This window comes from Bosea sp. (in: a-proteobacteria) (assembly GCA_023910605.1).
GTDB lineage: Bacteria > Pseudomonadota > Alphaproteobacteria > Rhizobiales > Beijerinckiaceae > Allobosea.
In genome coordinates this window covers 1,697,336-1,724,177 of sequence record JAAVVV010000001.1, presented here as the reverse complement: position 1 = coordinate 1,724,177, position 26,842 = coordinate 1,697,336, and the positions used below count along the sequence as shown (strand labels likewise).

The 26,842-nt window shown below is 65.6% G+C and carries 21 protein-coding genes; 14 read left to right on the top strand and 7 right to left on the bottom strand.

All coding sequences use genetic code 11. The annotated features are described in order from the left end of the window. Positions 1-76: 76 nt before the first annotated feature. Together HEQ16_08315 and HEQ16_08310 are read right to left on the bottom strand one after the other, a co-directional pair. On the bottom strand, positions 77-1,756 hold the full coding sequence (locus tag HEQ16_08315; protein ID MCO4054045.1) for an ATP-binding protein: 1,680 nt from the start codon (positions 1,754-1,756) through the stop codon (positions 77-79). 171 nt (positions 1,757-1,927) lie between these two features. Further along, a complete protein-coding gene (locus HEQ16_08310; protein MCO4054044.1) occupies positions 1,928-2,314 on the bottom strand; it encodes a DUF971 domain-containing protein in 387 nt (128 codons plus the stop codon). A 186-nt stretch (positions 2,315-2,500) separates the two neighbouring features. Between HEQ16_08310 and moaA the strand changes: the two genes are divergently transcribed. Beyond that, positions 2,501-3,520 (top strand): GTP 3',8-cyclase MoaA, encoded by a 1,020-nt coding sequence (gene moaA, locus HEQ16_08305; GenBank protein ID MCO4054043.1) that lies wholly within the window; start codon positions 2,501-2,503, stop codon positions 3,518-3,520. Between the two features lie 6 nt (positions 3,521-3,526). On the opposite strand, the gene HEQ16_08300 is transcribed toward moaA, so the two are convergent. Beyond that, a complete protein-coding gene (locus HEQ16_08300) occupies positions 3,527-5,347 on the bottom strand; it encodes a hypothetical protein (GenBank protein MCO4054042.1) in 1,821 nt (606 codons plus the stop codon). Positions 5,348-6,211: 864 nt separating this feature from the next. On the opposite strand from HEQ16_08300, the gene HEQ16_08295 reads away from it, so the two are divergent. The 6 genes from HEQ16_08295 to HEQ16_08270 all read left to right on the top strand — a co-directional run bounded on the left by HEQ16_08295 (position 6,212) and on the right by HEQ16_08270 (position 13,193). Beyond that, positions 6,212-6,772: a phosphohydrolase gene (locus HEQ16_08295; protein ID MCO4054041.1), complete on the top strand. Its 561-nt coding sequence runs from the start codon at positions 6,212-6,214 to the stop codon at positions 6,770-6,772. Between the two features lie 381 nt (positions 6,773-7,153). Further along, on the top strand, positions 7,154-8,311 hold the full coding sequence (solA, locus tag HEQ16_08290) for an N-methyl-L-tryptophan oxidase (GenBank protein MCO4054040.1): 1,158 nt from the start codon (positions 7,154-7,156) through the stop codon (positions 8,309-8,311). A 5-nt stretch (positions 8,312-8,316) separates the two neighbouring features. Beyond that, positions 8,317-9,207: a DMT family transporter gene (locus tag HEQ16_08285; protein ID MCO4054039.1), complete on the top strand. Its 891-nt coding sequence runs from the start codon at positions 8,317-8,319 to the stop codon at positions 9,205-9,207. Beyond that, on the top strand, positions 9,204-10,382 hold the full coding sequence (locus HEQ16_08280) for a multidrug effflux MFS transporter (protein MCO4054038.1): 1,179 nt from the start codon (positions 9,204-9,206) through the stop codon (positions 10,380-10,382). The genes HEQ16_08285 and HEQ16_08280 overlap by 4 nt, the downstream gene beginning before the upstream one ends. Before the next feature lie 79 nt (positions 10,383-10,461). Then, the gene (locus tag HEQ16_08275) at positions 10,462-11,175 is read left to right on the top strand and encodes a TRAP transporter small permease subunit (GenBank protein ID MCO4054037.1); all 714 of its coding nucleotides are present in this window, start codon (positions 10,462-10,464) and stop codon (positions 11,173-11,175) included. A gap of 119 nt (positions 11,176-11,294) precedes the next feature. Further along, positions 11,295-13,193 carry a TRAP transporter large permease subunit gene (locus HEQ16_08270; protein ID MCO4054036.1) on the top strand — a complete coding sequence of 633 codons (1,899 nt, stop codon included), beginning with the start codon at positions 11,295-11,297 and terminating at the stop codon, positions 13,191-13,193. A gap of 22 nt (positions 13,194-13,215) precedes the next feature. Here the strand turns inward: HEQ16_08270 and HEQ16_08265 are convergent, their stop codons facing one another. Together HEQ16_08265 and HEQ16_08260 are read right to left on the bottom strand one after the other, a co-directional pair. Next, positions 13,216-13,521, bottom strand: a complete 306-nt coding sequence (locus HEQ16_08265; protein ID MCO4054035.1) for a hypothetical protein — start codon at positions 13,519-13,521, stop codon at positions 13,216-13,218. A 261-nt stretch (positions 13,522-13,782) separates the two neighbouring features. Then, positions 13,783-14,871, bottom strand: a complete 1,089-nt coding sequence (locus tag HEQ16_08260; protein MCO4054034.1) for a TRAP transporter substrate-binding protein — start codon at positions 14,869-14,871, stop codon at positions 13,783-13,785. A 561-nt stretch (positions 14,872-15,432) separates the two neighbouring features. On the opposite strand from HEQ16_08260, the gene HEQ16_08255 reads away from it, so the two are divergent. The 3 genes from HEQ16_08255 to ureC all read left to right on the top strand — a co-directional run bounded on the left by HEQ16_08255 (position 15,433) and on the right by ureC (position 18,817). After that, positions 15,433-16,314: an urease accessory protein UreD gene (locus HEQ16_08255; protein MCO4054033.1), complete on the top strand. Its 882-nt coding sequence runs from the start codon at positions 15,433-15,435 to the stop codon at positions 16,312-16,314. A 19-nt stretch (positions 16,315-16,333) separates the two neighbouring features. Beyond that, positions 16,334-16,954, top strand: a complete 621-nt coding sequence (locus tag HEQ16_08250; GenBank protein MCO4054032.1) for an urease subunit gamma — start codon at positions 16,334-16,336, stop codon at positions 16,952-16,954. 147 nt (positions 16,955-17,101) lie between these two features. Beyond that, complete coding sequence (gene ureC, locus HEQ16_08245) at positions 17,102-18,817, top strand: urease subunit alpha (GenBank protein MCO4054031.1); 1,716 nt, start codon at positions 17,102-17,104, stop codon at positions 18,815-18,817. A 187-nt stretch (positions 18,818-19,004) separates the two neighbouring features. Here ureC and HEQ16_08240 read toward each other — a convergent pair whose 3' ends face one another. After that, positions 19,005-19,214 (bottom strand): cold-shock protein, encoded by a 210-nt coding sequence (locus tag HEQ16_08240; GenBank protein MCO4054030.1) that lies wholly within the window; start codon positions 19,212-19,214, stop codon positions 19,005-19,007. 208 nt (positions 19,215-19,422) lie between these two features. After that, positions 19,423-20,964, bottom strand: a complete 1,542-nt coding sequence (locus HEQ16_08235) for a HAMP domain-containing histidine kinase (protein ID MCO4054029.1) — start codon at positions 20,962-20,964, stop codon at positions 19,423-19,425. Between the two features lie 77 nt (positions 20,965-21,041). Between HEQ16_08235 and HEQ16_08230 the strand changes: the two genes are divergently transcribed. From HEQ16_08230 to alaS, 4 genes are all read left to right on the top strand, one after another. Further along, entirely contained in the window at positions 21,042-21,584 is a 543-nt protein-coding gene (locus HEQ16_08230) for a thermonuclease family protein (protein ID MCO4054028.1), read from the top strand. Positions 21,585-21,885: 301 nt separating this feature from the next. Continuing rightward, the gene (locus HEQ16_08225) at positions 21,886-22,539 is read left to right on the top strand and encodes a uracil-DNA glycosylase family protein (GenBank protein ID MCO4054027.1); all 654 of its coding nucleotides are present in this window, start codon (positions 21,886-21,888) and stop codon (positions 22,537-22,539) included. A 302-nt stretch (positions 22,540-22,841) separates the two neighbouring features. Further along, the gene (gene recA, locus HEQ16_08220) at positions 22,842-23,930 is read left to right on the top strand and encodes a recombinase RecA (GenBank protein ID MCO4054026.1); all 1,089 of its coding nucleotides are present in this window, start codon (positions 22,842-22,844) and stop codon (positions 23,928-23,930) included. A gap of 178 nt (positions 23,931-24,108) precedes the next feature. Then, complete coding sequence (gene alaS, locus HEQ16_08215) at positions 24,109-26,766, top strand: alanine--tRNA ligase (GenBank protein ID MCO4054025.1); 2,658 nt, start codon at positions 24,109-24,111, stop codon at positions 26,764-26,766. Positions 26,767-26,842 lie beyond the last annotated feature (76 nt).

The following is a 26,842-nucleotide window of genomic DNA, read 5'->3' as shown; positions in this document are numbered from 1 at the left end:
GGCCGGCGCCACGCCGGCCTTTTTCGTTGGGGCCGCCCTGCCGGTGGACGGGCTGCGATCACCCACCCCTGCCCGCTCAAAAGCGTTCGGACGGATCTCCGGCGCCGCGCATGCGGCCGATGATCCCGCGCAGGCTGATGTCGTCCTCACTGAGCTGACCTTGCGGCGCTCCGCCATGCTGCGCGGCGGGCAGTTCATGGGCGCGCTGGCTGCGGAAGGTGATGCGCATCGGTGTGGCCACGCCCTCGCCGAAGGCGATGGCCTCGCGGTTGCCGATCGACGACAGGAACCCGATGGTGCTGGCCGATGAATCGGCGATCGCCGCGCGAATGATGTCCTGGTCGCGCGTGTTGCCGAGGCGCATGGCGAAGACCGTCGAGCATTGCGACAGGATGGTGGGGTCGAGTTCGCCCGGCCGCTGCGTGACGATGCCGACATAGGCGCCGTATTTGCGGCCTTCCTTGGCGATGCGGGCGATCGAGGCGCGGGTCGGCGCGAAGCCGAGCGCCCGGTCTTGCGGGATGTAGCGATGCGCTTCCTCGCACAGCACGAGGACTTCGAAGCCGCCGCCGCTCCAGGAGGCGATGTCGAAGGCGAGGCGCGACAGCACCGACACCACCGCGTTGACGACCTCCGACGGGATGCCCGCCAGTTGCAGGATGGAGATCCGCTTGTTTTCGTGGGGGATGCGGAAGATGGTGCTGATCACCTGGTCAAGGTTGTCCTCGACCGTCGAGCGCCCGAACATGAAGCGATAGCGCTGATCGGCGAACAGGTTTTCGAGGCGGCTCTTGAGCGAGCGCAGGTGAAAGCGCGGGAAGCGCGGTTCGAGCTGGCCGAGGTATTCCTCGATGATCCTGTAAAGATCGTTGAAGCGATAGGGCACCGGCGCGTCGGAAGACATGCCCCCGATGTCGAGCGGCTTGCGGATGAGGCGCGAGACGGTGGCGCTCTCGCTGGAGACCCGGTAGCGGCCTTTGGCGAGCCCGATGATCTCGCGCAGGATGTCGATCTCCTCCTGCACCGCTTCGCGGCCGCGAAAGACGACATCGATCATCTCCTCGAAGCTGAACATCCAGTAGGGCAGTTCCAGCGTGTTCGAATCGAGCGTCGTCGACATGCCGTGGAAGGCATGGGCGTATTCATTGTGCGGATCGAGCACGAGCACGCGCAGATTGGGCTTCTTGGCCACGGCCTCGCGCAGCAGCAGGGCAACGGCGCTGGACTTGCCGACGCCGGTGGTGCCGACCACGGCGAAATGGCAACGCAGCATGTCATCGACGCAGACCGTGGCGGGGATGGATGAATCCTGCGAGAGCCAGCCTATCTCGATGCCCCTGCGGTCGCCCAGATCATGGACGGCCAGCAGGTCCGTCACGCGGATGCGGTGCGCGACGGCGCCGAGATTGGGATAGGCGCAGATGCCGCGGCGGAACTCAAGCTTGCCGTCGGAGCGGTCGACGATCTCGCCGACAAGCTCGACCTTCACATGGATCTCATTCTCGAGGCCTTCGGCCCAGACATTGGCAGTGGCGCTCATCTCGCAGACCAGGCCGACCACGCGCGTCTGGCCCATGCTGATCGAGATCAGCCGGCCGATCGACCAGAAATCCGTCGCGGCGCCGACGAGGCTGGCGGCCGACGCCGCAATGGTGGCGCGCGAGCCGTCGCAGGCCACGATGCGGCCGATCAGGCGTTCGCTTGGCTGACGTGCGTCCCGCCGATCGCAAGCGCCCGCGTCGAGCGGGAGGTCCATGACAAGCGCCTGCATCCTGGTCGTCCCCGTCCGTATTCACCGTTCACTCTTCCAGGACGACGATTAAAAACTGGTGTGAATGCAGCAGCAGGAAAACAGCATACTTAACAAGGTGATACAGTGCATCTGCAAGTTGAATGCCTGCATTGCCCATACAACTTTCAGGAAAAATCAGCGGCGCGGGGTCCGCGCGGCCGGCTCACGGCCGAGCCCCGCGATCTCCAGCGCATCGAGATAGGCGCGCCATTTCACGGAATGGTCCCGCCCCATCTGGGCCAGCGTGTCCCAGCCATAGATGCCGGTGTCGTGCAGATCGTCGAAGACGAGCTTCACCGCATAATGGCCCACCGGCACCACCGACAGGATCTCCACGTTCATCTTGCCGGCGATGAGCTTCTTCTCGTTCGGACCATGGCCCTGCACCTCCGCCGAGGGGCTCTCCACCCGCAGATACTCGGCCGGCAGATCATGGCGGCTCCCATCCTCGAAGGTGACGCTCAGGGTGCGCCTGTCCTTCGAAAGGCGGATCTCGCTGGGCCATAGCTGCTGATTGGACATGGTTCCGGCTCCCGAAGGCAGGCGCGCATGATGTGAAATCAAATTGACGCTGCACAGCTCCTCGCACAGCATGGGAAAAAGAGGTAGAGGATTGCTGCGGCCAGCCTGTGGGTCGAGCAGCCCACCCAGCTCCCCCGCACGCCGCTGGCCGCAGCGGCGACATTACGGACTCGATATGGTGAAGCCATGGATCTTCTGACCCCCCGCCAGGCGCAGCCGCTGGTCGACCCTTTCGGCCGCACCATTGAATACATCCGCATCTCGGTTACGGACCGCTGCGATTTCCGCTGCGTCTACTGCATGTCCGAGGACATGCACTTCCTGCCCAAGCGCGATCTGCTGACGCTGGAGGAACTCGACCGGATCGGCTCGGCCTTCATCGCGCGCGGGACGCGCAAGATCAGGATCACGGGCGGCGAGCCGCTGGTGCGCCGCGACATCATGAGCCTGTTCCGCTCGCTGTCACGCCATCTCGACAAGGGCCTCGAGGAACTGACCGTGACGACGAACGGCTCGCAGCTCGCGCGGCATGCCGCGGAGCTGGCTGCGATCGGGGTGCGCCGGATCAACGTCTCGCTCGACACGCTCGATCCAGACAAGTTCCGCGCCATCACGCGCTGGGGCGACCTCGCAAGGGTGCATGAGGGGCTGGCCGAGGCACGCGCCGCCGGCCTGCGCATCAAGATAAACGCCGTGGCTCTCAAGGGGGTCAACGAAGGTGAGATCGAGGAACTCATCCGCTGGGCGCATGGCGAGGGCATGGACATCACCTTCATCGAGGTGATGCCGCTGGGGGACATCGAGCCGGCGCGAATCGACCAGTTTCTTCCGCTGAGCCAGGTCCGCGCGCGCCTGCTCGACACGTTCACGCTGGTCGATGACCCCCACCGCACCGGCGGCCCGGCGCGCTATGTGCGCGTGGCGGAGACGGGCGGGCTCCTGGGCTTCATCACTCCGATGACGCACAATTTCTGCGAGAGCTGCAATCGCGTCAGGCTGACCTGCACGGGCACGCTCTACATGTGCCTGGGTCAGGAGGATGCGGCCGACCTGCGCTCGGTGATCCGCGCCAGCGAGAGCGACGGGCCGCTGCACAAGGCCATCGAGGACGCCATTGCGCGCAAGCCCAGGGGGCATGACTTCGTGATCGACCGCAAGGTGGCGCGCCCCGCCGTGGGCCGGCACATGAGCGTCACCGGCGGTTGACCGCCTCTATTCCGCCGTGACGGGCGACGGCGTCAGCCTGAAGCCGACCTTGAGGCCGCCCCAGTGGCGGTCGTTGACGAAGATGGGCACGGCGATCTCGCGCACATGGCCGCCTTGGCCTTGGCCCATCTCGCGGCGATAGGACTGGATGACGAAGGGGCGGACCGAGCGCGCCGCCGTCAGCCCGGCTTCGTCATCGTAAAAACGGCGGTCGCGGGCATTGGCGACGTTCCACTCGCGCTCCCCTGGCCGCTGCGGCTGCGCGTAGATGCGATTGTGCACGGGGATGTAGCCATTGCGGTCCATCGCCACGCAGTAGACCACGTTCGCATCCTCCAGCAGCATCGGCTCGCAGATCGGAGGCATGACCGCGCAAAGGGCAGGCAGGGAGGGCGTCTCGAATTGCGGCGGGTCGGCGCCCGCTATCGGGGTGTAATCGGTCGCGAACAGGGCCTCCTCGGACAGGGTACCTTCCTTGACCAGCGCCTGCATGGCCAGCGCGATGCGCGCGGCCAGCTTCCGGGTGCGCTCGATCATGGGCTGATACTCGGCCTGGACCGAGGCGATGCGCTCGCGCAGGCGCCCGGCCAGCATCCGCTCCATGTCGTCGAAGGCGCAATGCAGGCCTGACGGACTGATCACGAGAAGCGTCGCGGGCAGCGTGCCCACCCCGTCCATGACCAGTTCCAGCTTCTCGCCGCGGAGCGCATCGAAGTCGGGAGGCCGCCCGAGCAGCGCGCCGCCCAGGCTGATGTCGATGGTTGCGGCGCGCCAGGATTTCACGCCGCTTTTGATCATCAACGGCAATTCGCACGGAAAGCGGTCATGCTTGCGCCGCGCGACGAAGCCGGCCTGCCGGATGGCTGCCACGAAACGCGACACGTTGGAGGCTTCCCGAATCGCCTTTTCGGCTGCGCTCGCAGCACTTGCGCTGCGCTCGGTGGCGGTGGTGGCGGTGGCGCCCACCTGCCCCACGCGCTCGGCCACCGTCTCGACGAAGCGGGCGGTCTGCTGGGTGCGGCGCGTCAGTTCCACCACCGACATGGCCTGTTCATGCATGGCGTCATCAATGGCCGACACCATGGGGTTCACGTCGGTGATCAGGCCAGCGATCGCGGCGATGGCGTCGAATGATTTCGTGGTGGCCTGCTCCAGCACATGCACGCGCTTGCGGATGTCGGCGACGCGCTTGGCGGTTTCCACCGACAGGCTCTTGACCTCCTGCGCCACGACCGCAAAGCCGCGGCCGCTGTCGCCCGCGCGCGCGGCTTCGATGGTGGCGTTGAGCGCAAGCAGGTTTGTCTGCCGGGCGATCAGCGCGATGGTGTCGACCATGGTCGAAATCTCGGCAGAAGCCGTGGAGAGGCTCGACATGATGTCGGTCGCTGAGGACGCGACCTTCGCCGCCTCGGCGACGCTCTGGCGCGCCTGCGCGACATTGCTGCTCACCGTCTCGACGCTGGCCGAGACCTTGCCGGAGGAATCGGCCAGTTCGGCCACGTCGCGCGCGGCGAGCGCGGCCGCCTCGCGCAGCGCGGCCATGCCGGCATGGATCTGGTCGAGATCGCTTGCGGTCTGGCCCGTGATCTCGCCGGAGGTTCCGATGAGGCGCGTGAGCCGGTCGAGGGCGGCCGACACGTCATGCTCGATCATGTCGATGGATTGGCGGAAGTGGCGCTGGCGCGCATCGATCTCCAGCCCCGTCGGCGGCGTTGCCTCAGTCACAGGGAGGGATGGCGCAGGCCTTGGCGCAGCCGGGCCTGACCGCATCAGAAGCGTGCGTGCATAGTCCAGCAAACCCATGTCCGGCTCCGACGTGTCCGACATATCGCAGCCTCCGCTTAAGGTTTCGTTAATCCTGTCAGGAGCTCTTCGGATGAGACGCGCGACGATGGCCGGGCCGGCGAAAAGCTCATCCCGCATTCGCCGGACAGAGCATTGACTTGCGGCTGAGGGCATCCGATTAATGTATATCTTTCAATGTATTAGATTGAAATACACAAGGCCGCCACGGAGAACCTGGCGGGTGAATCGACTGATGGCGCCCTGAGGCGCGATTTCGACCGCCGTTTGAAGTTGGGGTTCCATGGCTCGCGAATCACTTCCGATGCCGGATGGCTCGCCTGTCGCATACTCGACGACACGCCTGGTCTCAGCGCGATGGCAGGCACCATGCTTGCCGATACGCGCGCCGGCAAGAACGGCCGCCTCCATTTCCATGCTCTCGCCTGCAACATCGGCAACTTCCTGCGCACCTGGCCGCGCCAGAGCCCATCAGGGACTGGTCACTGACCAGCCTCGAGGAGACGCTCATCAAGATTGGCGCCAAGGTCATCAGCCATGGCCGCTATGTTGTCGTCCAAATGGCTGGGGTGGCTATCTCGAAAATGCTGTTCGCCGAAATCCTGAGACTGATTGCCGGACGGCCGCCACCGCCTGATCCAGCGCCGACATGGGCAGGCCGGTTGTGATGAGTTCCAACAAAACCCAGGGGAGAGGCGCGTCTCCATCAGGGAGAAATCGTCAGTTCCGGCGCTGAAAACGCCATTGTCGCCGCCATCAGCGCCTGGCGGCCTGCTTTGGCGGGCGCGATGGCGCCAGGACATTGCCAAATGACAACCAACGCGGCAACATCAACCCAGAAACGTCGGACATCCCGTGGATGTCGTATCAACCAAGGAACTATGTTTGATGTCAGACATCACGATCAAGATGGAAAGACCCTTTGTCGAAGAATTATTCGCGCAATACGAGACTCTGATTGGCAGAGACTTTCCGGGATATCGGAACCATGTTTACCGCACGATCACTTATGCAATGCATTTTCTGGGCAATGCCAAAGAACATGAGAGGCTTGTCGAGGCTGCGTTTGTCTATCATGACATTGGTCTCTGGACAGATCACGAATTGGCCTATCTGGAACCATCCGAGGCCGTAGCAATAGCCGACAACCAAAAGCTTGGGCTGGGTTTGGATCCCGATCTGCTTCGTGGAGCCATCCATTGGCACCACAAGATTTTTCCTTACACCGGACCACACAGGGAAATCATCGAGGCCTGCCGAAAGGCCGATTGGATCGATGCCTCGAAAGGAATGCTCCGTAAGGGCATGAGCAGAGCTGCGATTGGAAAAGTTGAGGCAGCGTTCCCAAACTTAGGTTTCCATGACACATTGATGCGTCTTGCGAAAGATTATGGAGGCTCAACATTGGTTGGTGGCATTAAGGTAACTCTCGGAATCGTCAAGTTATGACCGCAATTTTTATACGGACTAAAATTTGATTCAGATTTTTTATTATTCAATTCATTTTAATTATAAACTTTTTATCAGAAAATATATAAATAAATGCTAAAAAACATCGTCAATGCCAATTTTAGTAATCAACATGGCAATTATATTGAATTCAATTCTCAAAGCTAATGTCGGCTATGTGTACGTTCAGTTTAAAGAACTTAATCCGTCAGGTCGAAGCCGCCTTCAATGCAGACCTTTCGCATTGGATGCGGTGATCCGTTTTCGACGAACCAATATCTTGGGGGTATCCCGGCGCATGCAGCCATGTTGCGCCGGAGCGTGGCCCATCGCGCGATCCATGGCATAAGCGACAGGCAGGACGGGACCTGCGGGACGGGAATGGGAAGCGGGATGTCGGATCAAGCCTATGACGTGATCGTGGCCGGCGTGGGCGGCATGGGCTCGGCCGCGTGCTGGCATCTCGCGCAGCGCGGTCAGCGCGTGCTGGGGCTCGAGCGCTTCGACCTGGGCCATTCAATGGGCTCCTCCCACGGCATGACCCGGATCATCCGCCTCGCCTACTTCGAAGGCTCGCACTATGTGCCGATGGTGCGTCGCGCCCATGAGCTCTGGGCCGAGACGGGCCGAAAGGCCGGGATGCAGCTTCTGCACGTCACCGGCTCGATCGATATCGCGCCGGAAGGCGCAGGTTTCGTCGAAAGCGCGCGCCAGTCCTGCATCGACCACGATCTGCCGCATGAAACGCTGGACCGCGCCGAGATCATGCGTCGCTTTCCCGCATTCGCGCTCCCTGAAGGGCAGATCGGCCTGTGGCAGCCCGATGGCGGCTTCGTCGCATCCGAGCGCGCAATCTTCGCCCATGTCGGGCTCGCGCAGGCCGCCGGGGCCACGATCCGCGCCAACGAGCCCGTGCTCGAATGGAGCGTGACCGGCCATGGCGGCGTGCGCGTGACGACGGCGAAGGGGCAATACACCGCAGGCCGGCTCGTGCTCACCAGCGGGGCCTGGATGGACACGCTCAACACGGCCCTGGCGCCGCACCTGAAGACCGTTAGGCAAGCCATAGGCTGGTACAGCGTGAAGGATCCCGAGCCGTTCAGGATTGGCAAGATGCCGGTCTTCATCCTGACCGTGGAGGAAGGCAATTTCTACGGCTTTCCGCTCTGGGAACATCCTGGCTTCAAGATCGGCGGCCCGCACTTCGCGCGGGAGCAGCTCGACGCCTCCGACCCCAGCCGCACGCCGAGCGAGCGTCAGGTTCGTATGCTGGGCACGGCGGTGGCGCGCTATTTTCCACACGCCACCACGGAGCCGCTGGCGATCAAGGGTTGCCTCTACACAGTGACGCCCGACGAGCATTTCGTCATCGACACCATTCCGGGCGCCGAGCAGGTGGTTTTCGCCTCGTGCTGTTCCGGCCACGGCTACAAGTTCGCCTCCGCCATCGGGGAGATCCTGGCCGACCTCAGCACGAAGGGCCAAAGCGCCTTCGATCTGTCGCACTTCAGCCTGAAGCGCTTCGAGGCGGCGGCGTGAGGGCCATGCCCATCGGCGCCTCGGCGGCCAGCAACCGGCGCGGCGTGATCGCCATGGTGTGCGCCATGGCGCTGTTCGTGGTCAATGACGCCTTCGTGAAGCTGGCCACAGCCGCCTATCCCACCGGGCAGGTGCTGGCGATCCGGGGCGTGTTCGCCACAGCCGCCGCGCTGCTTCTGGTGCGCAGCTTCGGCTCGCTCAGCGACCTCAAGGCCATGCGCGAGCCCATGGTGCTGATGCGCGGGGTGATCGAGGGGCTCGTGGCCATCACCTTCATCACGGCACTCGCCAAGCTGCCGCTCGCCAACATGACGGCGATCCTTCAGGCCGCCTCGCTGATCGTGGTGGCGCTGGCGGCGATGCTGGGGATGGAGCGGGTGGGCTGGCGGCGCTGGCTCGCCATAGGGGTCGGCTTCGTGGGCGTCCTCATCATCGTGAGGCCTTCGGCGGACGGGTTCAACGTCTATGCCGTGGTGGCGCTGGCCAGCGCGCTGCTGGTGGGGTTCCGCGACCTGATGACAAGGCGCATCGGCGTGGACGTGCCCTCCACGGTCATCACCTTCTCGACCACGCTCGTGGTCGGCAGCATGGGGCTGGTTCTGGGGCTGACAGAGACCTGGCGGCCCTTCGCCCTGCGCGAGACGCTGTATCTGGTCGCCGCCGCGCTCTTCGTGGCGCTGGGCAATTACGCCATCATCGTCGCCTACCGCGATGCGGATGTCTCGCTGGTGTCGGGCTTCCGCTACACGGTGCTGGTCTTCGCCATCGTGCTCGGCGCCGCCATCTGGGGCGATTGGCCCGACGCGCCCTCGCTGGCGGGTGCAGCGCTGATCGTCGGCAGCGGGCTCTACACGCTGCATCGCCAGCGCGTGCGCGCCAGGGAACCGGCGGCATGAAGGCCGCCCCGATGATCCGGCCATCGCTCGCCATCCTCGTGCTGTGCAGCGCGGTGCAGCCCTTCGCGCTCAATGTGCTGGCGCCGGCGACGCCGGCCATCGCGCGGTCGCTCGGCACCGATTACGGCACGATCCAGCTCACGCTGACCTTGTATCTCGCCGCGGTTGCGCTCTCGCAGCTCGTGGTGGGGCCGCTCTCGGACCGGATCGGGCGGCGGCCCTGCATCATCGGGGGGCTTGGCCTGTTCACGCTTGGCTCGATCCTGGGCTATGCGTCGGACAGCCTCGTGACGCTGCTGCTGGCGCGGATGCTGCAGGCCGCAGGCGCAGGCACGGCCTTCGCCCTCACCCGCGCCATCGCCCGCGACATGGCGGGCAAGGACGAGGCGGCGAGCATCATCGGCTACGTGACAATGGCGATGGTGGTGGCGCCCATGCTCGCGCCGCTGGTGGGCGGCTTCGTCGAGAAGAACCATGGCTGGCGGCTGATCTTCGCGCTGATGGCCCTTGTGGGGCTGATCGCCACGACCGGCGCCATGCTCAAGCTTCCGGAGACGATGCGCCGCACCGGTGCACCCGCCAGGGTGCTCGACATGTTCCGCGCCTTCCCGCGCCTGATGCGCGAGCGGGCCTTCCTCGTCGCGAGCGCGATCCTGACGCTGACCTCCGCCACATTCTTCAGCTTCATCGCAGGCGCTCCCTATGCGGTGGTCGAGCACATGAAGGCGGGGCCGGATGTGTATGGCTTCTTCTTCGTCATGATGGCGGGCAGCTACATGCTCGGCAACTTCCTCACCGGCCGCTTCGGCCAGCGCATCGGGGCGGCGCGGATGATCCCGCTCGGGCTGGCCATCTCCGCCGTCTCGGTCGGCATCGCCTCGGCCCTGCCCTTCATCATGGTCTGGCAGCCGGCCCTCCTGTTCGTGCCGCTGATGCTCAACGGCATCGGCAACGGGCTCACCATTCCCAGCGCCACGGCGTCCGCGCTCTCGGTCAGGCCCGAGCTGGCCGGCGCGGCGGCGGGGCTGACCGGCTTCGTCCAGCTCGGCATCGGCGCGGGCGCGGCCTACCTGGCCGGGGCGCTCACCCCCATATGGCCGCCCGCCTTCCTCATGCTCATGCTGGGCTGCACGCTGGGCGCGGCGGCGATCCGCTTCCTCGATCGGCGGAGCTGACCGCCAAGGCCTGCCATTGGCGCAAATATCAGCTTGCGGCTGGGAATTGCCTTGGTTATCACCCCGTCAAACAACAGCCATGCATTGTGCTTTCGGCAGGCGTCCTGACGCGAGCCGGGCGCGAAAAGGGGGCAGCATTTTGGGTGGTCTACTTTCCTTCAGCCGCGCCATCGACGCGGCCAACACGCGCATCGGACGCATCGTCGCCTGGCTGATCGGGGTCGCGATCCTTGTCGCGACCGTGAACGCCATCATCCGCAAGCTCTTCGACCTGTCGTCCAACGCCTGGCTCGAACTGCAATGGGTGCTGTTTGGCGCGGTGTTCCTTCTGTGCGCGCCCTGGACGCTGATCGCGCAGGAGCACATCCGCATCGACATCGTGAACAACCTTTTCCCGCGCTGGCTCAAGCAGGTCATCGACCTGGTCGGCCACGTGCTGTTCCTGATGCCGTTCTGCATCATCATGATCATCGACGGCTGGCCCTTCTTCACGCGCTCCTTTGCCCTCAACGAGCAATCGCTGAACGCCGGCGGCCTGCCGCAATGGCCGGCAAAGTCGCTGGTGGTCATCGGCTTCTTCCTGCTCGCGGTGCAGGGCATCTCGGAAATCATCAAGCGCATCGCGATCATGCGCGGGCTGATCGAGGACCATACGCACACCGCCAGCGACGGCGGCCATGCGGCAGCGGCGCTGGCCGAGGCCGAACGGCTGCTGAAGCAGGCCCAGGCCGACGGCCTCGCTCCCATCGCTGCGGCCGAGCCTGCGCCCGGCGCCAACCGGCCCGGCTCCTGATGCCCGCCCGCCTCTCCTTTTCCGGAAATCTGTCCATGACACTGCGATTCTTCCTGCGCGCCGCCGGGCTGGCGTCCATCGCCGCCCTTGCGATGCTGGCGCTGCACACGGGCGATGCCATGGCCGCCACAGCCGGCGGCGGCCTCTCGGGCTTCGTCAAGGACAACATGGCGCCGATCATGTTCGCCGCGCTGGTGGTGTTCCTGCTGCTGGGCTATCCGGTGGCCTTCGCGCTGGCGGCCAACGGCCTGTTCTTCGCCATCATCGGGATCGAGCTTGGCCTGTTCGTGCCGAACTTCCTTCAGGCGCTGCCCGAGCGCATCTACGGCACGATGAACAATGACGTGCTGCTCGCCATCCCGTTCTTCACCTTCATGGGCCTGGTGCTGGAACGCTCCGGCATGGCGGAGGATCTGCTCGACACGATCGGCCAGCTCTTCGGCACGATCCGTGGCGGGCTTGCCTACGCTGTCATCTTCGTGGGGGCGCTACTTGCCGCCACCACGGGCGTCGTGGCCGCCTCGGTCATCTCCATGGGCCTCATCTCGCTGCCGATCATGCTGCGCTACGGCTATGACCGGCGCGTCGCCTCGGGTGTCATCGCGGCCTCAGGCACGCTGGCGCAGATCATTCCGCCGTCGCTGGTGCTGATCGTGATGGCGGACCAGCTCGGCCGCTCGGTGGGCGACATGTATGAGGGCGCCTTCATCCCCGGCCTCGTGCTCTCGGCCATGTATGCCGGCTACATCTTCCTTGTCGGCCTGTTCCGCCCCTCCTACGTTCCCGGTCTTCCGGTTGCAGACATCGGCTTCAAGGAGCCGGATGGCTCGCGCGGGGTCTGGCAGTTGGGCGTGCTCGTGCTGTTCTCGGCGGTGGTGGGCATCTATGTGCTCGGCCAGACCAGTGTGAAGGGCGGTGCCGATTTCGTCATCCTGACCATGTCGGTGGGCGTTGTGGTGTCCTTCCTGTGCGCGGTCTTCCACCGGGCCTTCGGCGCCAAGCGCGCGCCGCTGACGGCGCTCATCACGCTGGCGCTTGCTGCCGGCTGGTACTTTCTCAAGAACGCCGGCTACGGCAACTGGGCCCTGCTCTCCGAGGCGCTGGCCGCCGGCGCGCTCTACGCCACAGTGGTCGGCTTCATCGAGCGCGCCACCGGCTTTCGCCTGATGTCCCGCATCGCCACCCAGGTCACCTTCGTGATGGTGCCGCCCCTGGCGCTGATCTTCCTGGTGCTCGGCACGATCTTCATCGGCGTCGCCACGCCGACGGAAGGCGGCGCCATGGGCGCGGCCGGCGCGATCCTGCTGGCGGGCCTCAAGCGCTACATGTCCAACGAGCCCAACCGGCTGAATTGGGGCATCATCCGTTCGGCGATCGAATCCACGGCGAAGCTCTCCGCCTTCGTGCTGTTCATCCTGCTCGGCGCGCGGGTGTTCTCGCTCACCTTCTATGGCGTGAACGGCCATCTGTGGGTGGAGCACCTGCTCGTCTCGCTGCCGGGCGGCCAGGTCGGGTTCCTTGTCGTCGTGAACGTCATCGTGTTCCTGCTGGCCTTCTTCCTCGACTTCTTCGAGCTGGCCTTCATTATCGTGCCGCTGCTGGGGCCGCCGGCCGAGAAGCTGGGAATCGACCTGATCTGGTTCGGCGTCATCCTGGGCGTGAACATGCAGACCTCGTTCATGCACCCGCCCTTTGGCTTCGCGCTGTTCTACCTGCGCTCGGTGGCGCCGAAATTCGCCTACACCGACAAGGTCACCGGCAAGTCGATGGAGCCCATCACCACAGGGCAGATCTACTGGGGAGCTGTTCCCTTCGTCGTGATCCAGTGCCTCATGGTCGCGCTTGTCATCACCTTCCCGCAGATGGTGATGCACTACAAGAAATCCGCAGTTCAGCTGAACCAGGACCAGATCAACCAGCAGTTCAACAATATCGGCATTCCCAGCCTTGACGCACCAGGGGGCGGGCCGGGAGGGCTGCCGCCGCTGGACCTGACGCAGCCGCCGCGCATCCAGTGAAGCGGCAGGCGGCGGCTGCCTCTCAAGGCAGCCGCTCGCCGCGCATCCTCACCACCGCCCTCGCCGGGGCCGAGGCCGGGGCCGAGCGCCATTCGAGCGAAACGCCCGAGCCCGCGCCCAGCGCCGGCACGGGCGCAGAACGCCCTTCCCAGGACGAGCGGCGCTGGCGCACCACGGCCTCGCCGCGCACATAGCCGCCGACACGCACGCAGCCGCCACTCGAAAGGCGCACGAAGCCCGGACCATATTCAGGGCAAGGCGGTGCGATGGGCGCGGCCGGCGCGGCACGGCGCGTCGGCGTCTCCGCGAGGGCGGGCACCGCCAGCATCGCTCCGGCCAGGGCGCACGCCGCGAATGCGCGGGAGGCAGCGCGGGCGTCGCGCGCACGCCATGCCGGACGTGGCTGAGCAGCTGAAGAGATATCCTGCGCCATCGGATCACTCCGCTTTTTCGGGAGCCTAGCATGTCGGCGGCGGCAGCGCCGCCAAGAAAAAACCCCGGCGCGAGGCCGGGGTTGCAATCTGGGGTGGCCGATCTTGCGTGTCGGCTTCACCTGTCTGGGCGCCGGCGCAGCGGCGCAGGCCATGGATCAGCCGCGGGCGCGCGAGCGGATCATGAAGGTGTCCATGTTGTATTCGGCGATCTGCCACCAGAGGAACTGGTCGCTGCGGAAGGCGACCATCTGGTCGTAGACCTTCTTGAACTCGGCGTTCTTGGCCGCGGTCTCGGCATACACCTCGTTGGCGGCCTTGAAGCAGGCTTCCATGACATCCTGCGAGAAGGGGCGCAGCTGCGCGCCGGAGCCGACGAGGCGCTTGAGCGCGGCGGGGTTGCGGGCGTCATACTTGGCCTGCATGTCCACATTGGCCAGCGCCGCAGCGGTGGTCAGAATGGACTTGTAGGCGGCGGGCAGCGCGTCCCACTTGGCCTGGTTGATGAAGAAGTGCAGCACGGCGCCGCCTTCCCACCAGCCGGGATAGTAGTAGAACGGCGCGACCTTGTTGAAGCCGAGCTTCTCGTCATCATAGGGTCCGACCCATTCGGCCGCGTCGATGGTGCCCTTTTCCAGCGCCGGATAGATGTCGCCGCCAGCAACCTGCTGCGGCACGACGCCGAGCTTCTGCAGGACCTGGCCGGCGAAGCCGCCGATGCGCATCTTGAGGCCCTGAAGGTCCGCGACGGTCTTGATCTCCTTGCGGAACCAGCCGCCCATCTGGCAGCCCGTGTTGCCGCCCGGCAGGGAGTAGATGTTGTACTTCTTGTAGAAGTCGTTGATGAGCTGCTGCCCGCCGCCATGATAGAACCAGGCGTTCTGCTGGCGCGAGTTCAGCCCGAACGGAACCGCCGTGCCGAAGGCGAAGGTCGGGTCCTTGCCGACATAATAATACGAGGCTGTGTGCGCCATCTCGACGGTGCCGTTGGTCACGGCGTCGGCAGCCTGCAGGCCGGGCACGATTTCACCGGCGGCGAAGACCTGGATCTGGAACTTGTTGTCGGTGGCTTCAGCAACCGCCTTGGACAGGATTTCCGAGGCGCCGTAGATCGTGTCGAGCGACTTCGGGAAGCTCGACGTCACACGCCACTTCACCTCCGGCATGGACTGGGCGATGGCCGGGCTGGCGATCGCGCCAGCAGCCGCGCCAACGGCGGCCGTCTTCAGGAATTGACGACGCTTCATAGTTCATTCTCCTCTCGTGGTCGGTTTGACCCCATGGAACCCATGTCGTTTGGATGCACCTAAAGCACATCCCGGACTTGCGTTTTCGTCATACCGAAGGAAGCTGCGCTGCTGCAAGGGTTTCCTGCACAGTCGCGCCACGAATTCGCCACTACGTGTTATTGCGTGGCTGAGATTGGCCGTCATGAAAAAAGCCGGTCTCCCGGCGCATCCCCGGTGGTTCTATCGACCCCGCACGGCCTCGGCCAGCCTGGCCGGCGCGCGAGCGGATCATGAAGGTGTCGCACCTGATGAAATGGCGTCTTTGCGTGAGGGGTCTCCCTTAAGCCGCAACGCGCGGCCCGATCGACCAGACCAGCGCAATGCCGCGTCCGTTTGACGATGCATCGAGGACGCACGCCAAGGAGAATTGAATCCGATCCATGGCCGTCACGCCTATATCGCGGCCTTGCCGGGGCAGCGGCGCGAATGCCCATTATTGAGGCAAGAGGAGCCATCCCCTCCCCTTGCGCGCCCCCGGGGCAGCGGCAATCATCGCCGTCGGGGGATTTCACAGCTGCAATGCTCGATCAGCCGCTTCATCAGGACAACCCGGATCATGACGGATCGTCGACAGCGCCCTGTCCGCTTCCGCTCGTGCCGGCGCACATCCGCGCGCAGGGCGGCGTGCGCATCCGTTTCGAACGAGCAGGGCCGCGCACCGTCAGGACAGAGGCGGACGAGAGAGGCGGTTTCAGGGTGCGCTTTCCCCGTGCGCATGGCGGCCCCTGCGAAGCCGTGCTGATCAATACCGGCGGCGGCATGACGGGGGGCGACAGCCTGCTGACCGGGCTCCATGTCGAGGCCGGGGCGGAAGCGGTGGTCACCACGCAGGCGGCAGAGAAGATCTACCGCAGCCAGGGCCCCGAAACCCGGGTGGACACCCGCATCCGCATCAAGCCCGGCGCGCGGCTCGACTGGCTGCCGCAGGAGGCCATCCTTTTCGGCCAGGCCCATCTGGGCCGCACGCTCGAGGCCGATCTGGCGCCGGACGCCACGCTGATCGCCTGCGAAAGCCTGTATTTCGGCCGCAGCGCCATGGGCGAGGCGCTGGACGAGGCCCGCTTCGCCGATCGCTGGCGCGTGCGGCGCGGCGGTCGGCTGATCTTTGCCGAGGATGTGCGCCTTGCGGGCAAGGTCCATGCCCTGCTTCAGCGGCAGGCCATCGCCGGCGGCGCGCGTGCCGTGGCCACGGTGCTGGTGGCCGCGCCGCAAGCCCATGAACGGCTGGAGGGGGCGCGCGAGGCGATGGCGGGCGCCGTCTCGGAATGCGGAGCCAGCGCCCTGCCCGACCTGATCGTGGCGCGGCTGCTCTCGCCGGACGCCGCCGCGTTGCGGGCGGATCTTGCCCGCCTGATGATCCATCTCACCGGCCGCGCCTTGCCGCGCAGCTGGCAAACCTGACACCTGAGGACCCAATCCCATGATGTTGTCGCCCCGCGAAAAGGACAAGCTGCTGGTCTCGATGGCCGCAATGGTGGCGCGGCGCAGGCTCGATCGCGGCGTGAAGCTGAACTATCCAGAAGCCGTGGCGCTGATCACCGATTTCGTCATCGAGGGGGCGCGCGACGGGCGTTCGGTGGCCGACCTCATGGAGGCGGGCGCGCATGTGCTCACCGCCGAGCAGGTCATGGACGGCATCGCCGAGATGATCCACGACGTGCAGGTGGAGGCGACCTTTCCGGACGGCACCAAGCTGGTGACGGTCCATGAGCCGATCCGCTCCGCCAGCCATGCCCTTGAGCCGGGCAAGGTGGAGACGCTGCCCGGTGATCTCGTGCTCAACGAGGGCCGCGCCACCGTGACGCTCACGGTCGCAAACACAGGCGACAGGCCGATCCAGGTCGGCAGCCATTACCATTTCTTCGAGACGAACGCCGCGCTGAGCTTCGAGCGGGCCAAGGCGCGCGGCATGCGCCTCGACATCGCGGCCGGCACGGCCGTGCGCTTCGAGCCGGGCCAGAGCCGCGAGATCACCCTCGTCGCGCTGGCGGGCAAGCGCGAGGTCTACGGCTTCCAGCAGAAGGTGATGGGCGCGCTGTGATCCGATTGCGCCAAACCCGTATCCCGGCGCCACGATGACCACCGTTTTTTGACAAGGACCACAATCATGAAGCGCCTCCCGCCCCTCGACTCCCGCCCCTCGCCCTCGCCTTCCCGATCTGACGATCCGCCGGCAGGAGCCTGATCCATGGCCTTTCGCATCGCCCGTTCCGCCTATGCCGACATGTTCGGGCCGACCACCGGCGACAGGGTGCGGCTTGCCGACACGGATCTCGTCATAGAGGTCGAGCGCGACTTCACCACCTATGGCGAGGAGGTGAAGTTCGGCGGCGGCAAGGTCATCCGCGACGGCATGGGCCAGGGGCAGATGAGCAATGCCGAGGGCGCGGCCGACACGGTGATCACCAACGCTCTGATCCTCGACCATTGGGGGATCGTGAAGGCCGACATCGGCATCAGGAACGGGCGCATCAGCGGCATCGGCAAGGCCGGCAACCCCGACATCCAGCCGGGCGTCACCATCCTCATCGGCCCCGGCACGGACGTGATCGCCGGCGAGGGCAAGATCGTCACGGCCGGCGGCTTCGACAGCCACATCCACTTCATCTGCCCGCAGCAGATCGAGGATGCGCTGATGAGCGGGCTGACCACCATGCTGGGCGGCGGCACTGGCCCCTCGGCCGGCACATCGGCCACCACCTGCACGCCGGGCCCCTGGCACATGAGCCAGATGCTGCGCGCCGCCGACAGCTTTCCGATGAACCTCGCCTTTTCCGGCAAGGGCAATGCGGCGACCCCTGCGGCGCTGGTCGAGATGATCGAGGCCGGCGCCTGCGCGCTGAAGCTGCACGAGGACTGGGGCACCACCCCGGCCGCCATCGACAACTGCCTGAGCGTTGCCGATGACCATGACATCCAGGTGATGCTGCATTCGGACACGCTCAACGAGGCCGGCTATGTCGATGACACCATTGCCGCCTTCAAGGGCCGCACCATCCATGCCTTCCACACCGAAGGCGCGGGCGGCGGCCATGCGCCCGACATCATGAAGGTGGCGGGGCTGCACAATGTCCTGCCCTCATCCACGAATCCGACGCGGCCCTTCACCGTCAACACGCTCGACGAACACCTCGACATGCTGATGGTGTGCCACCATCTCGACCCGTCCATCCCCGAGGATCTCGCCTTCGCCGAGAGCCGCATAAGGAAGGAAACCATCGCAGCCGAAGACATCCTGCATGACCTTGGCGCGCTCTCGATGATGAGTTCCGACAGCCAGGCCATGGGCCGGGTCGGCGAGGTCATCACCCGCACCTGGCAGACCGCGCACAAGATGAAGGTGCAGCGCGGCGCGCTGCCCGAGGATGCCGGGCGCGGCAACGACAATTTCCGCGCCAAGCGCTATGTCGCGAAATACACGATCAACCCGGCCATAGCGCACGGCGTCTCGGCGCATATCGGCTCGATCGCGACCGGCAAGATGGCCGACCTCGTGCTGTTCGACCCCGCCTTCTTCGGCGTGAAGCCCTCCATGATCATAAAGGGCGGCGCCATCGCCGCCGTGCCGATGGGCGACCCCAATGCCTCGATCCCGACCCCGCAGCCGGTGCACTACCGGCCCATGTTCGGCGCCTATGGCAAGGCAATGACGGCCACCTCCGTCACCTTCGTCAGCCAGGCCTTCATCGCCAATGGCGGCGCGAAAAGGCTTGGCCTCTCCAAGGCTTGCGTGGCCGTAGCCAATGTGCGGGGCGGCATCTCCAAGAAGAGCATGATCCACAACGACGCCACGCCCGACATCCGCATCGACGCCGAGACCTATGCCGTCACCGCCGATGGCGAGCTACTGGTGTGCGAGCCGATGAAGGCGCTGCCCATGGCGCAGCGGTATTTCTTGTTTTGAGGGCATGATTGATTTCACGTTGCAATTTGCCATCAATGACAAGCGATATCAGGCCACAAACTCATGAACGGTCACGTCGGGTCGCCTCACAGCGGCCATCGTGATGCAGCTCCTTTTCGGGAGCTTCGCGATGGGCCGCTCCGGTCTGACGGATTTCGAGTGTGTGGCGATGAGGCTGCGGCCTGGCTCAGCTTACGCGCAACTGGTCGGCGGATTGCTTGCCGGTCCGGCGGTCCGTGGCCATTTCGAAGGATATCTTCTGGCCTTCCCTCAGTTCCTTCAGCCCCGCGCGTTCCACTGCGGAGATGTGGACGAAGATGTCCTTGGAGCCGTCATCGGGCTGGATGAAACCGTAGCCCTTGGTGGCGTTGAACCATTTCACGGTGCCGCTTGCCATATCAGGTGATGCCTTTTCGTCATTGCCAGAGTGCCGGTCCGCCTTTCGCGGAGCCGCGTGTTCATCGAAATCCTGGAGAGAGATGACGGCAAAACGCAACGGTTCCGCTTGAAGCGGCAGCCTCGACCAGCTCGTCCAGCCTCGAATTCGATCACGCAAAAAAGCTATGAGATGGCGAAAGAGCTGTCAATCGCGGTTGACGCGACGTTCAGGCAATGCGCCGGGCCGGCTCCGGCGCGATGGCCGGCAACGTTTCCATGACGCGCGCGGCGGGAATCGTGAACATCACTTCCGTGCCGACCCTGATCTTGGACTTGAGCGTGAAGACGCCGCCATGCAGGTCCACCAGACCCTTGACGATCGGCAGGCCAAGGCCCGAACCCTCCTCGGCAGTCTTGATGGCCTGCGAGCCGCGCCCGAAGCTGGAGAGCACGGTGTTGAGCTCGCTCTCGGGAATGCCGGGACCGTTGTCGGTGACGCAGACGTATTGCCCGCCATTGGTCGTCCAGCCGACCTTGAGCGCGATGTCGCCGCCCTGCGGAGTGAACTTCACCGCGTTGGAGAGGATGTTCAGGATGATCTGCCGCATGGCGCGCTCATCCGCCCAGACCTTCGGCAGGTTGGGCTCGACGGCCTGACGGATGGTCTGGCTCTTGCCGCGCGCCCTGAGGCTGAGCATGTGCAGGCAATCATCCGCCACATGGGCGAGATTGACAGCTTCTTCCTTGAGCTCGTAGCGACCTGCCTCGATGCGCGACAGATCAAGAATCTCGTTGATCAGGGTGAGCAGATGCTGGCCGCTGGAATGGATGTCGGAGGCATATTCGCGATAGGAGGGCGAGCCGTGCGGGCCGAAAACCTCGTTCTTCATCACCTCGGAGAAGCCCAGGATGGCGTTGAGCGGGGTGCGCAGCTCATGGCTCATGGTGGCCAGGAACTTGGACTTGGCCAGGTTGGAATCCTCGGCCTTGCGGCGGGCGTCCTCGGAGTTGATCGTCGCGGTTTCAAGCTCCGCGATCAGGATGTCCTTCTCGGCCCGGAACTCCAGCGTCGCCACGGCCTGCGAATAGAGCCGGTTGGCGAGGAAGAGGAAGAAGGCCTGCCCGACGATGCCCACCACCGCGATGGTGAACGTGCCCAAGTCGCGGTTGAACCAAAGGAAGGTGCACAGCGCCACGGCGAGCGGGCCGAGCGCCACATGCACCGCCAGCGGCACCGTGTAGGCGCTCATCACCACAACTGTGCCGTAGAACATCAGCGCGGCGACCACGAAGACCTTGGCGGCCGGGTCGGCAACGGCCGGGATCATGAGCACGAGGCCGGCCCAGATCGCAGCCACGATGGCCATGCCGATCACCAGCCTGCGGCGGCCCAGACCAGTTTCGGTCTCCCAGGTGCGCAGGGCGCGGCGGGCCAGCAGGAACAGAAGCACCGCCGAGGACAGGCCGAGCGAGCCCCAGACCGCGATGCGGAACGGAGGCAGCCAGAACGAGGCCACCAGGCTGACGGCCAGCGTGAGTATGACGAGGATGATGCAGGAGGCGCCGGAGGCCTTGGCCGCGAACTGCCGGAGCAACTCGGACTCGAAGGAACGCTCGAGCCCGCTGGCGGAGGTCAGGCGTTCACGCACGCTCTGGAGATTGCGGCCCAGTTGCCGGCGCTGGCCCAGCCTGTCCTCATCGTTCGCGCGCACAGCAGCGGTGGCCACCGGCGCGATCTGAACGGTTTCTGGGGTCAGACGGCCAGTCATGCTGGAGCTCGGGACGCTTTCACGCTAGACAGACGCGGGACCCAGAAACTTGCACGGGAATCGTTAACGCCTTGCTGATGCGGTCTGCTGAACTGGGGCCGCGCGGCCCGCGGAGGCGACGCAGCCGCCTCGTGGACTGGCTCGCCGGGGCAGGGATGCTGATGCTGCTCTTGCTCGGCGCGCAGCAGCTCGAGCAGCGATGGAACGCCCCGGATCAGGTGGCCGGCTTTGGCGAGGCCATCGATGGCGACTCTTTGCGGGTGGCCGGCCGGGAAATCCGGCTCAAGGGCGTCGATGCCCCCGAAATCGATCAGTATTGCGCGGACCGGACAGGGCGGAACTATGCCTGCGGCGTGGTGGCGCGCAGCTGGCTGCATGCGCGCCTGCAGCGCGGGGCCGTGATCTGCCGGATCGAGGGGCGCGACCGTTATGGCCGCCTGCTGGGAGCCTGCACGCGGGGCGAGGAACTGCTCAACGCCGCCATCGTGCGCGAGGGGCGCGCTGTGGACTATGGCGATTACCCCCGCGAGGAGCAGGAAGCGCGGGCGGCCCAGCGCGGCCTGTGGAGCGGCCGATTTACGCTGCCCTCGGAGCACAGGGCCATGAAATCGCAAGGCTGAAGGACTGCGCAGAGGGCTTCGCAGCCATCTTGCTTCATAGCCTGCTGGCCATCCCGCTCCCATCTTGAGAAGCATCACCGTTCCCACGAGCCGCCGTGGCGCGCGAAGCATGTGAACGCCCTTCCTTTGCGGCGACGCGATCAGCATCGCGGACATCATCGGGGGCGTCGCGCTCGATTTCGCGCGGGCGCAGCGCATCGCCATGCCGCCGGAGCTTGCGCATCGGGCGCGCAGGCATGATCAGGCGCGCGGGCATGAAAGCCTGCTGGCGCGCCCGAGCCGGAGCGCCTAGACAAGCGGCATGCCCCGCAAGATCCGTTCCGATGAAACCCTGACCGGCACGCTCGATGATCTGCTCGTCGAGCTGCGCGCCTGCCGCGTGTGCCGTGACATGCCCCGCAAGGACAGGCCGCTGGCCCATGAGCCGCGCCCGATCATCCAGGCCGCCGCCACCGCCCGGCTGTGCATCGCCAGCCAGGCGCCCGGCACGCTGGCCCATGCCACGGGCAAGCCCTTCATGGACCCGTCAGGAGTCAGGCTGCGCGAATGGCTGGGGCTGAGCGAGGCGCAGTTCTATGATGCCTCGAAGGTGGCCATCGTGCCGATGGGCCATTGCTTCCCCGGACAGGACGCCAAGGGCGGCGACCTGCCGCCGCGCAAGGAATGCGCGCCGCTCTGGCGCAACCGCGTCTTCGAGGGGCTGCCCGATCTCGAGCTCGTGCTGGCCATCGGCCAACATGCGCAGGAATGGCATCTGGGACGGCGCGGCGGCGGCGGCGGCCTGACCGAGATGGTGCAGAACTGGGAGAGCGTGTTCGCCACCCCGCGCACGCCGCGCATCGTGCCCCTGCCCCACCCATCCTGGCGCAACAACGCCTGGCTGAAGAACAACCCGTGGTTCGAGCGCGAGCTGCTGCCCTTCCTTCGGGGACAGGTGGCAAGGCTGTTGCGCTGACGCTGGCTGATCGCCCGCCGCGCAAGCTGACAGGCGGCAGGCCGATACGGATTGCTTCACCGGCTGCGTCCCGCCCGTCCGCACCTTCACAACCCGTGTCGCCGGCGCTGTCGCCTCAGCGCCCAACAGGCGCAGGCGGCCGTTCCGGACGTTCTCGCAGAGCGCCCGACAAATTCGGGACGAGAACAAAATTAGAACTTGTAAACGAGAACAAAGAGCGTACATTTCCGACAAGGCAAGGGCGGCGCGGAATCTTCATCGCGTTGTGAGGCTTGCCGCCACATGCCATAAGGACCGCGAACATGGCCCAAGCGAATCTCAAACTGGTTGAAGGCTCTTCCATGGACAAGACCAAGGCTCTCGACGCCGCGCTCTCCCAGATCGAGCGCGCTTTCGGCAAGGGCTCGATCATGCGGCTGGGCAAGAACCAGAAGGCTGTCGAGATCGAGACGATTTCCACCGGCTCGCTGGGCCTCGACATCGCGCTGGGCGTCGGCGGCCTGCCGAAAGGCCGTGTGATCGAGATCTATGGCCCTGAATCCTCCGGCAAGACCACGCTGGCGCTCCACACCATCGCGGAAGCGCAGAAGAACGGCGGCGTTTGCGGCTTCATCGACGCGGAGCATGCGCTCGACCCAGTCTATGCCCGCAAGCTGGGCGTGAAGCTCGACGACCTCCTGATCTCGCAGCCCGATACAGGGGAGCAGGCGCTGGAGATCACCGACACGCTGGTGCGCTCGGGCGCGCTGGATGTGCTGGTCATCGACTCGGTGGCGGCGCTGGTGCCGCGCGCGGAAATCGATGGCGAGATGGGCGACGTGCAGCCCGGCCTGCAGGCTCGCCTGATGAGCCAGGCGCTGCGCAAGCTGACCGGCTCGATCTCGCGCTCGAACACCATGGTGATCTTCATCAACCAGATCCGCATGAAGATCGGGGTGATGTATGGCTCGCCGGAAACCACGACGGGCGGCAATGCGCTGAAGTTCTATGCTTCGGTGCGTCTCGACATCCGCCGCACCTCCACCATCAAGGAGCGTGACGAGGCGGTCGGCAACCAGACCCGCGTCAAGGTCGTCAAGAACAAGGTCGCGCCGCCGTTCAAGCAGGTGGAGTTCGACATCATGTATGGCGAGGGCATCTCGAAGGTGGGCGAACTCATCGATCTGGGCGTCAAGGCCGGCATCGTGGAGAAGTCCGGCGCGTGGTTCTCCTTCGACAGCCAGCGCCTTGGCCAGGGACGCGAGAACGCCAAGACCTTCCTCAGGGCGAACCCCGATGTGGCCGCCCGCGTCGAGATGATGATCCGCCAGAACCAGGCGATCGTCGCCGACCAGATCCTGCAGAACGCGACGCCGACTGCCGACGATCTCGACGAGGGCGAGCCCGAGTGAAGTCTGCCTCCAGATGAGGCGCGCCCGTTGGCGTTGATGCGGCGCGGGCCGGCCCCAGCCCAGCTGGCCGGCCCGCAGCATCGGCTGTGTGGACATCGGCTGAACCCGCCACTAGACAGACAGGATTGCGAGGCGGCCCGCCGTGCCGTCGCGGTCCTTTGAATCGGGTGCTCTGGCCATGAGTGGCGTCAACGAGATCAGGTCGACTTTTCTGAATTACTTCAAGGCCAATGGCCATGAGGTGGTGCCTTCGAGCCCGCTGGTTCCGCGCAACGATCCGACCCTGCTGTTCGCCAATTCGGGCATGGTGCAGTTCAAGAACATCTTCACCGGCGTGGAGAAGCGCCCCTACAGCCGCGCCACCACCGCGCAGAAGAGCGTCCGCGCCGGCGGCAAGCACAACGACCTTGACAATGTTGGCTATACCGCCCGCCACCACACCTTCTTCGAGATGCTCGGCAACTTCTCGTTCGGCGACTACTTCAAGGATGTCGCCATCGAGCTGGCCTGGAACCTGGTGACACGGGAATATGGCCTGCCCAGGGAGAAGCTGACCGTCACGGTCTTTTCCGAGGATGACGAGGCGCACGGGCTCTGGCGCAGGATCGCGGGCCTGCCCGACAGCCGCATCATCCGCATCCCGACATCGGACAATTTCTGGCGGATGGGCGATGTCGGTCCCTGCGGCCCGTGCTCGGAAATCTTCTACGATCATGGCGAGCACATCTTTGGCGGCCCACCCGGCTCGCCCGATCAGGATGGCGACCGGTTCATCGAGATCTGGAACCTCGTGTTCATGCAATACGAGGAGACGGCCGAGGGCCAGCGCCTGAGCCTGCCCCACCCGTCGATCGACACCGGCATGGGGCTGGAGCGGATCGCCGCCGTGCTGCAGGGCACCCATGACAATTACGAGATCGACCTGTTCCGGGCACTGATCGGGCGCGTCGCAGACCTGACAGAGGTCGATCCGGCCGGCGCCCGGAAGGCGAGCCACCGCGTCATCGCCGACCATCTGCGCTGCGCGTCCTTCCTGATCGCCGATGGCGTGCTTCCCTCCAACGAGGGGCGCGGCTATGTGCTGCGCCGGATCATGCGCCGCGGCATGCGTCATGCGCAGTTGCTCGGCGCGCGCGAGCCCTTGCTGCACAAGGTGCTGCCCGTGCTGGTGCGCGAGATGGGGCAGGCCTATCCGGAGCTGGCGCGCGCCGAGGCGATGATCGCCGAGACGCTTGAGCTCGAGGAGACCCGCTTCCGCACCACGCTGGCGCGCGGCCTCTCGATCCTCGATTCCGAAACATCCGGCATGGGCGCGGGCGACAAGCTCAAGGGCTCGGTCGCCTTCACGCTCTACGACACATTCGGTTTCCCGCTCGACCTGACGCAGGATGCGCTGAGAGCGCGCGACATCGGCGTGGATGTCGCTGGTTTCGATGCCGCCATGGCAGAGCAGAAGGCCAAGGCGAGGGCGGCGTGGGCCGGCTCCGGCGAGGCTGCGGCCGACACGGTGTGGTTCGGCCTGCGCGACAAGGTGGGGCCGACCGAGTTCCTTGGCTATGCGTCCGGGAGCGCCGAGGGCGTGATCACCGCGCTGGTGCGCGGCGGCGCGGAGGTGGAGGCGCTGGCGGCCGGAGAGACCGGCTTCGTGCTGGTGAACCAGACGCCGTTCTATGCCGAGTCCGGCGGTCAGGTTGGCGATACAGGCATCGTCAGGGGCGAAGGCTTCAGCGCCCGCATCACCGACACGCAAAAGAAGGTGGGCGATGTCTTCGTCCACGAGGTGATGGTCGAGGCCGGCGTGCTGGCGCCTGGCAAGGTGGCGGAGCTTGTGGTGGACAGCGGCCGCCGCGGCGCCATCCGCGCCAACCATTCGGCGACCCATCTGCTGCACGAGGCGCTGCGCCTGACCCTTGGCGACCATGTCGCGCAGAAAGGCTCGATGGTCTCGGGCGAACGGCTGCGCTTTGATTTCAGCCACAGCAGGGGCATCGCCCCCGTCGAGCTGGAGGCCGTGGAAGCGATCGCCAACCGCATCGTGCTGCAGAACGAGCCGATCGTGACAAGACTCATGGGCGTGGATGACGCCATCGCCTCGGGCGCGCGCGCGCTGTTCGGCGAAAAGTATGGCGATGAAGTCCGCGTGGTGTCCATGGGCACTGTGCGGACGGGCGAGCGCGCGGGCAAGACCTTCTCGGTGGAACTCTGCGGCGGCACCCACGCCGCCGCCACCGGCGACATCGGGCTCATCACCATCGTCAGCGAAGGCGCGGTCGCAGCCGGCGTGCGCCGCGTCGAAGCCATGACCGGCGAGGCTGCCCGCCGCCATCTTGCGGCGGAAAGCCGCCGTCTGCACGAGCTGGCGGGCCTGCTCAAGACCACGCCCGGCGAGGCGGCGGAGCGGCTGGGCACGATCATCGAGGAGCGGCGCAGGCTGGAGCGCGAGCTTTCCGAGGCGCGCAAGAAGCTGGCCATGGGCGGCGGCGCGGGCAGCGCGGATCCGGAGCGCGAGATTGCCGGGGTGCGTTTCATCGGCCGCGCCATCTCGGGCGTGGAGATGAAGGATCTCAAGAGCCTCGCCGATGCCGCCAAGGCTCAGCTCGGCTCCGGCGTCGTGGCCATTGTCGGTGTCGGCGCCGATGGCAAGGCCGGCGTCGTGGTGGGCGTGACGGACGATCTCGCCGAGCGCTTCGATGCCGTGGCGCTGGTGCGCGCCGCGGCGGAAGCGCTCGGCGGCAAGGGCGGCGGCGGCCGGCGCGACATGGCGCAGGCAGGCGGGCCGGAGGGCGCGAAGGCGCCCGAGGCCATCGCCGCCATCGAGGCCGCGCTCGGCGCCTGAGCAGGGCCGGCCTGGGAAAGGCTGTCAAACCATTGGCCTCACCTCATGAAAAAGGCCGGCTTCGCGCCGGCCTTTT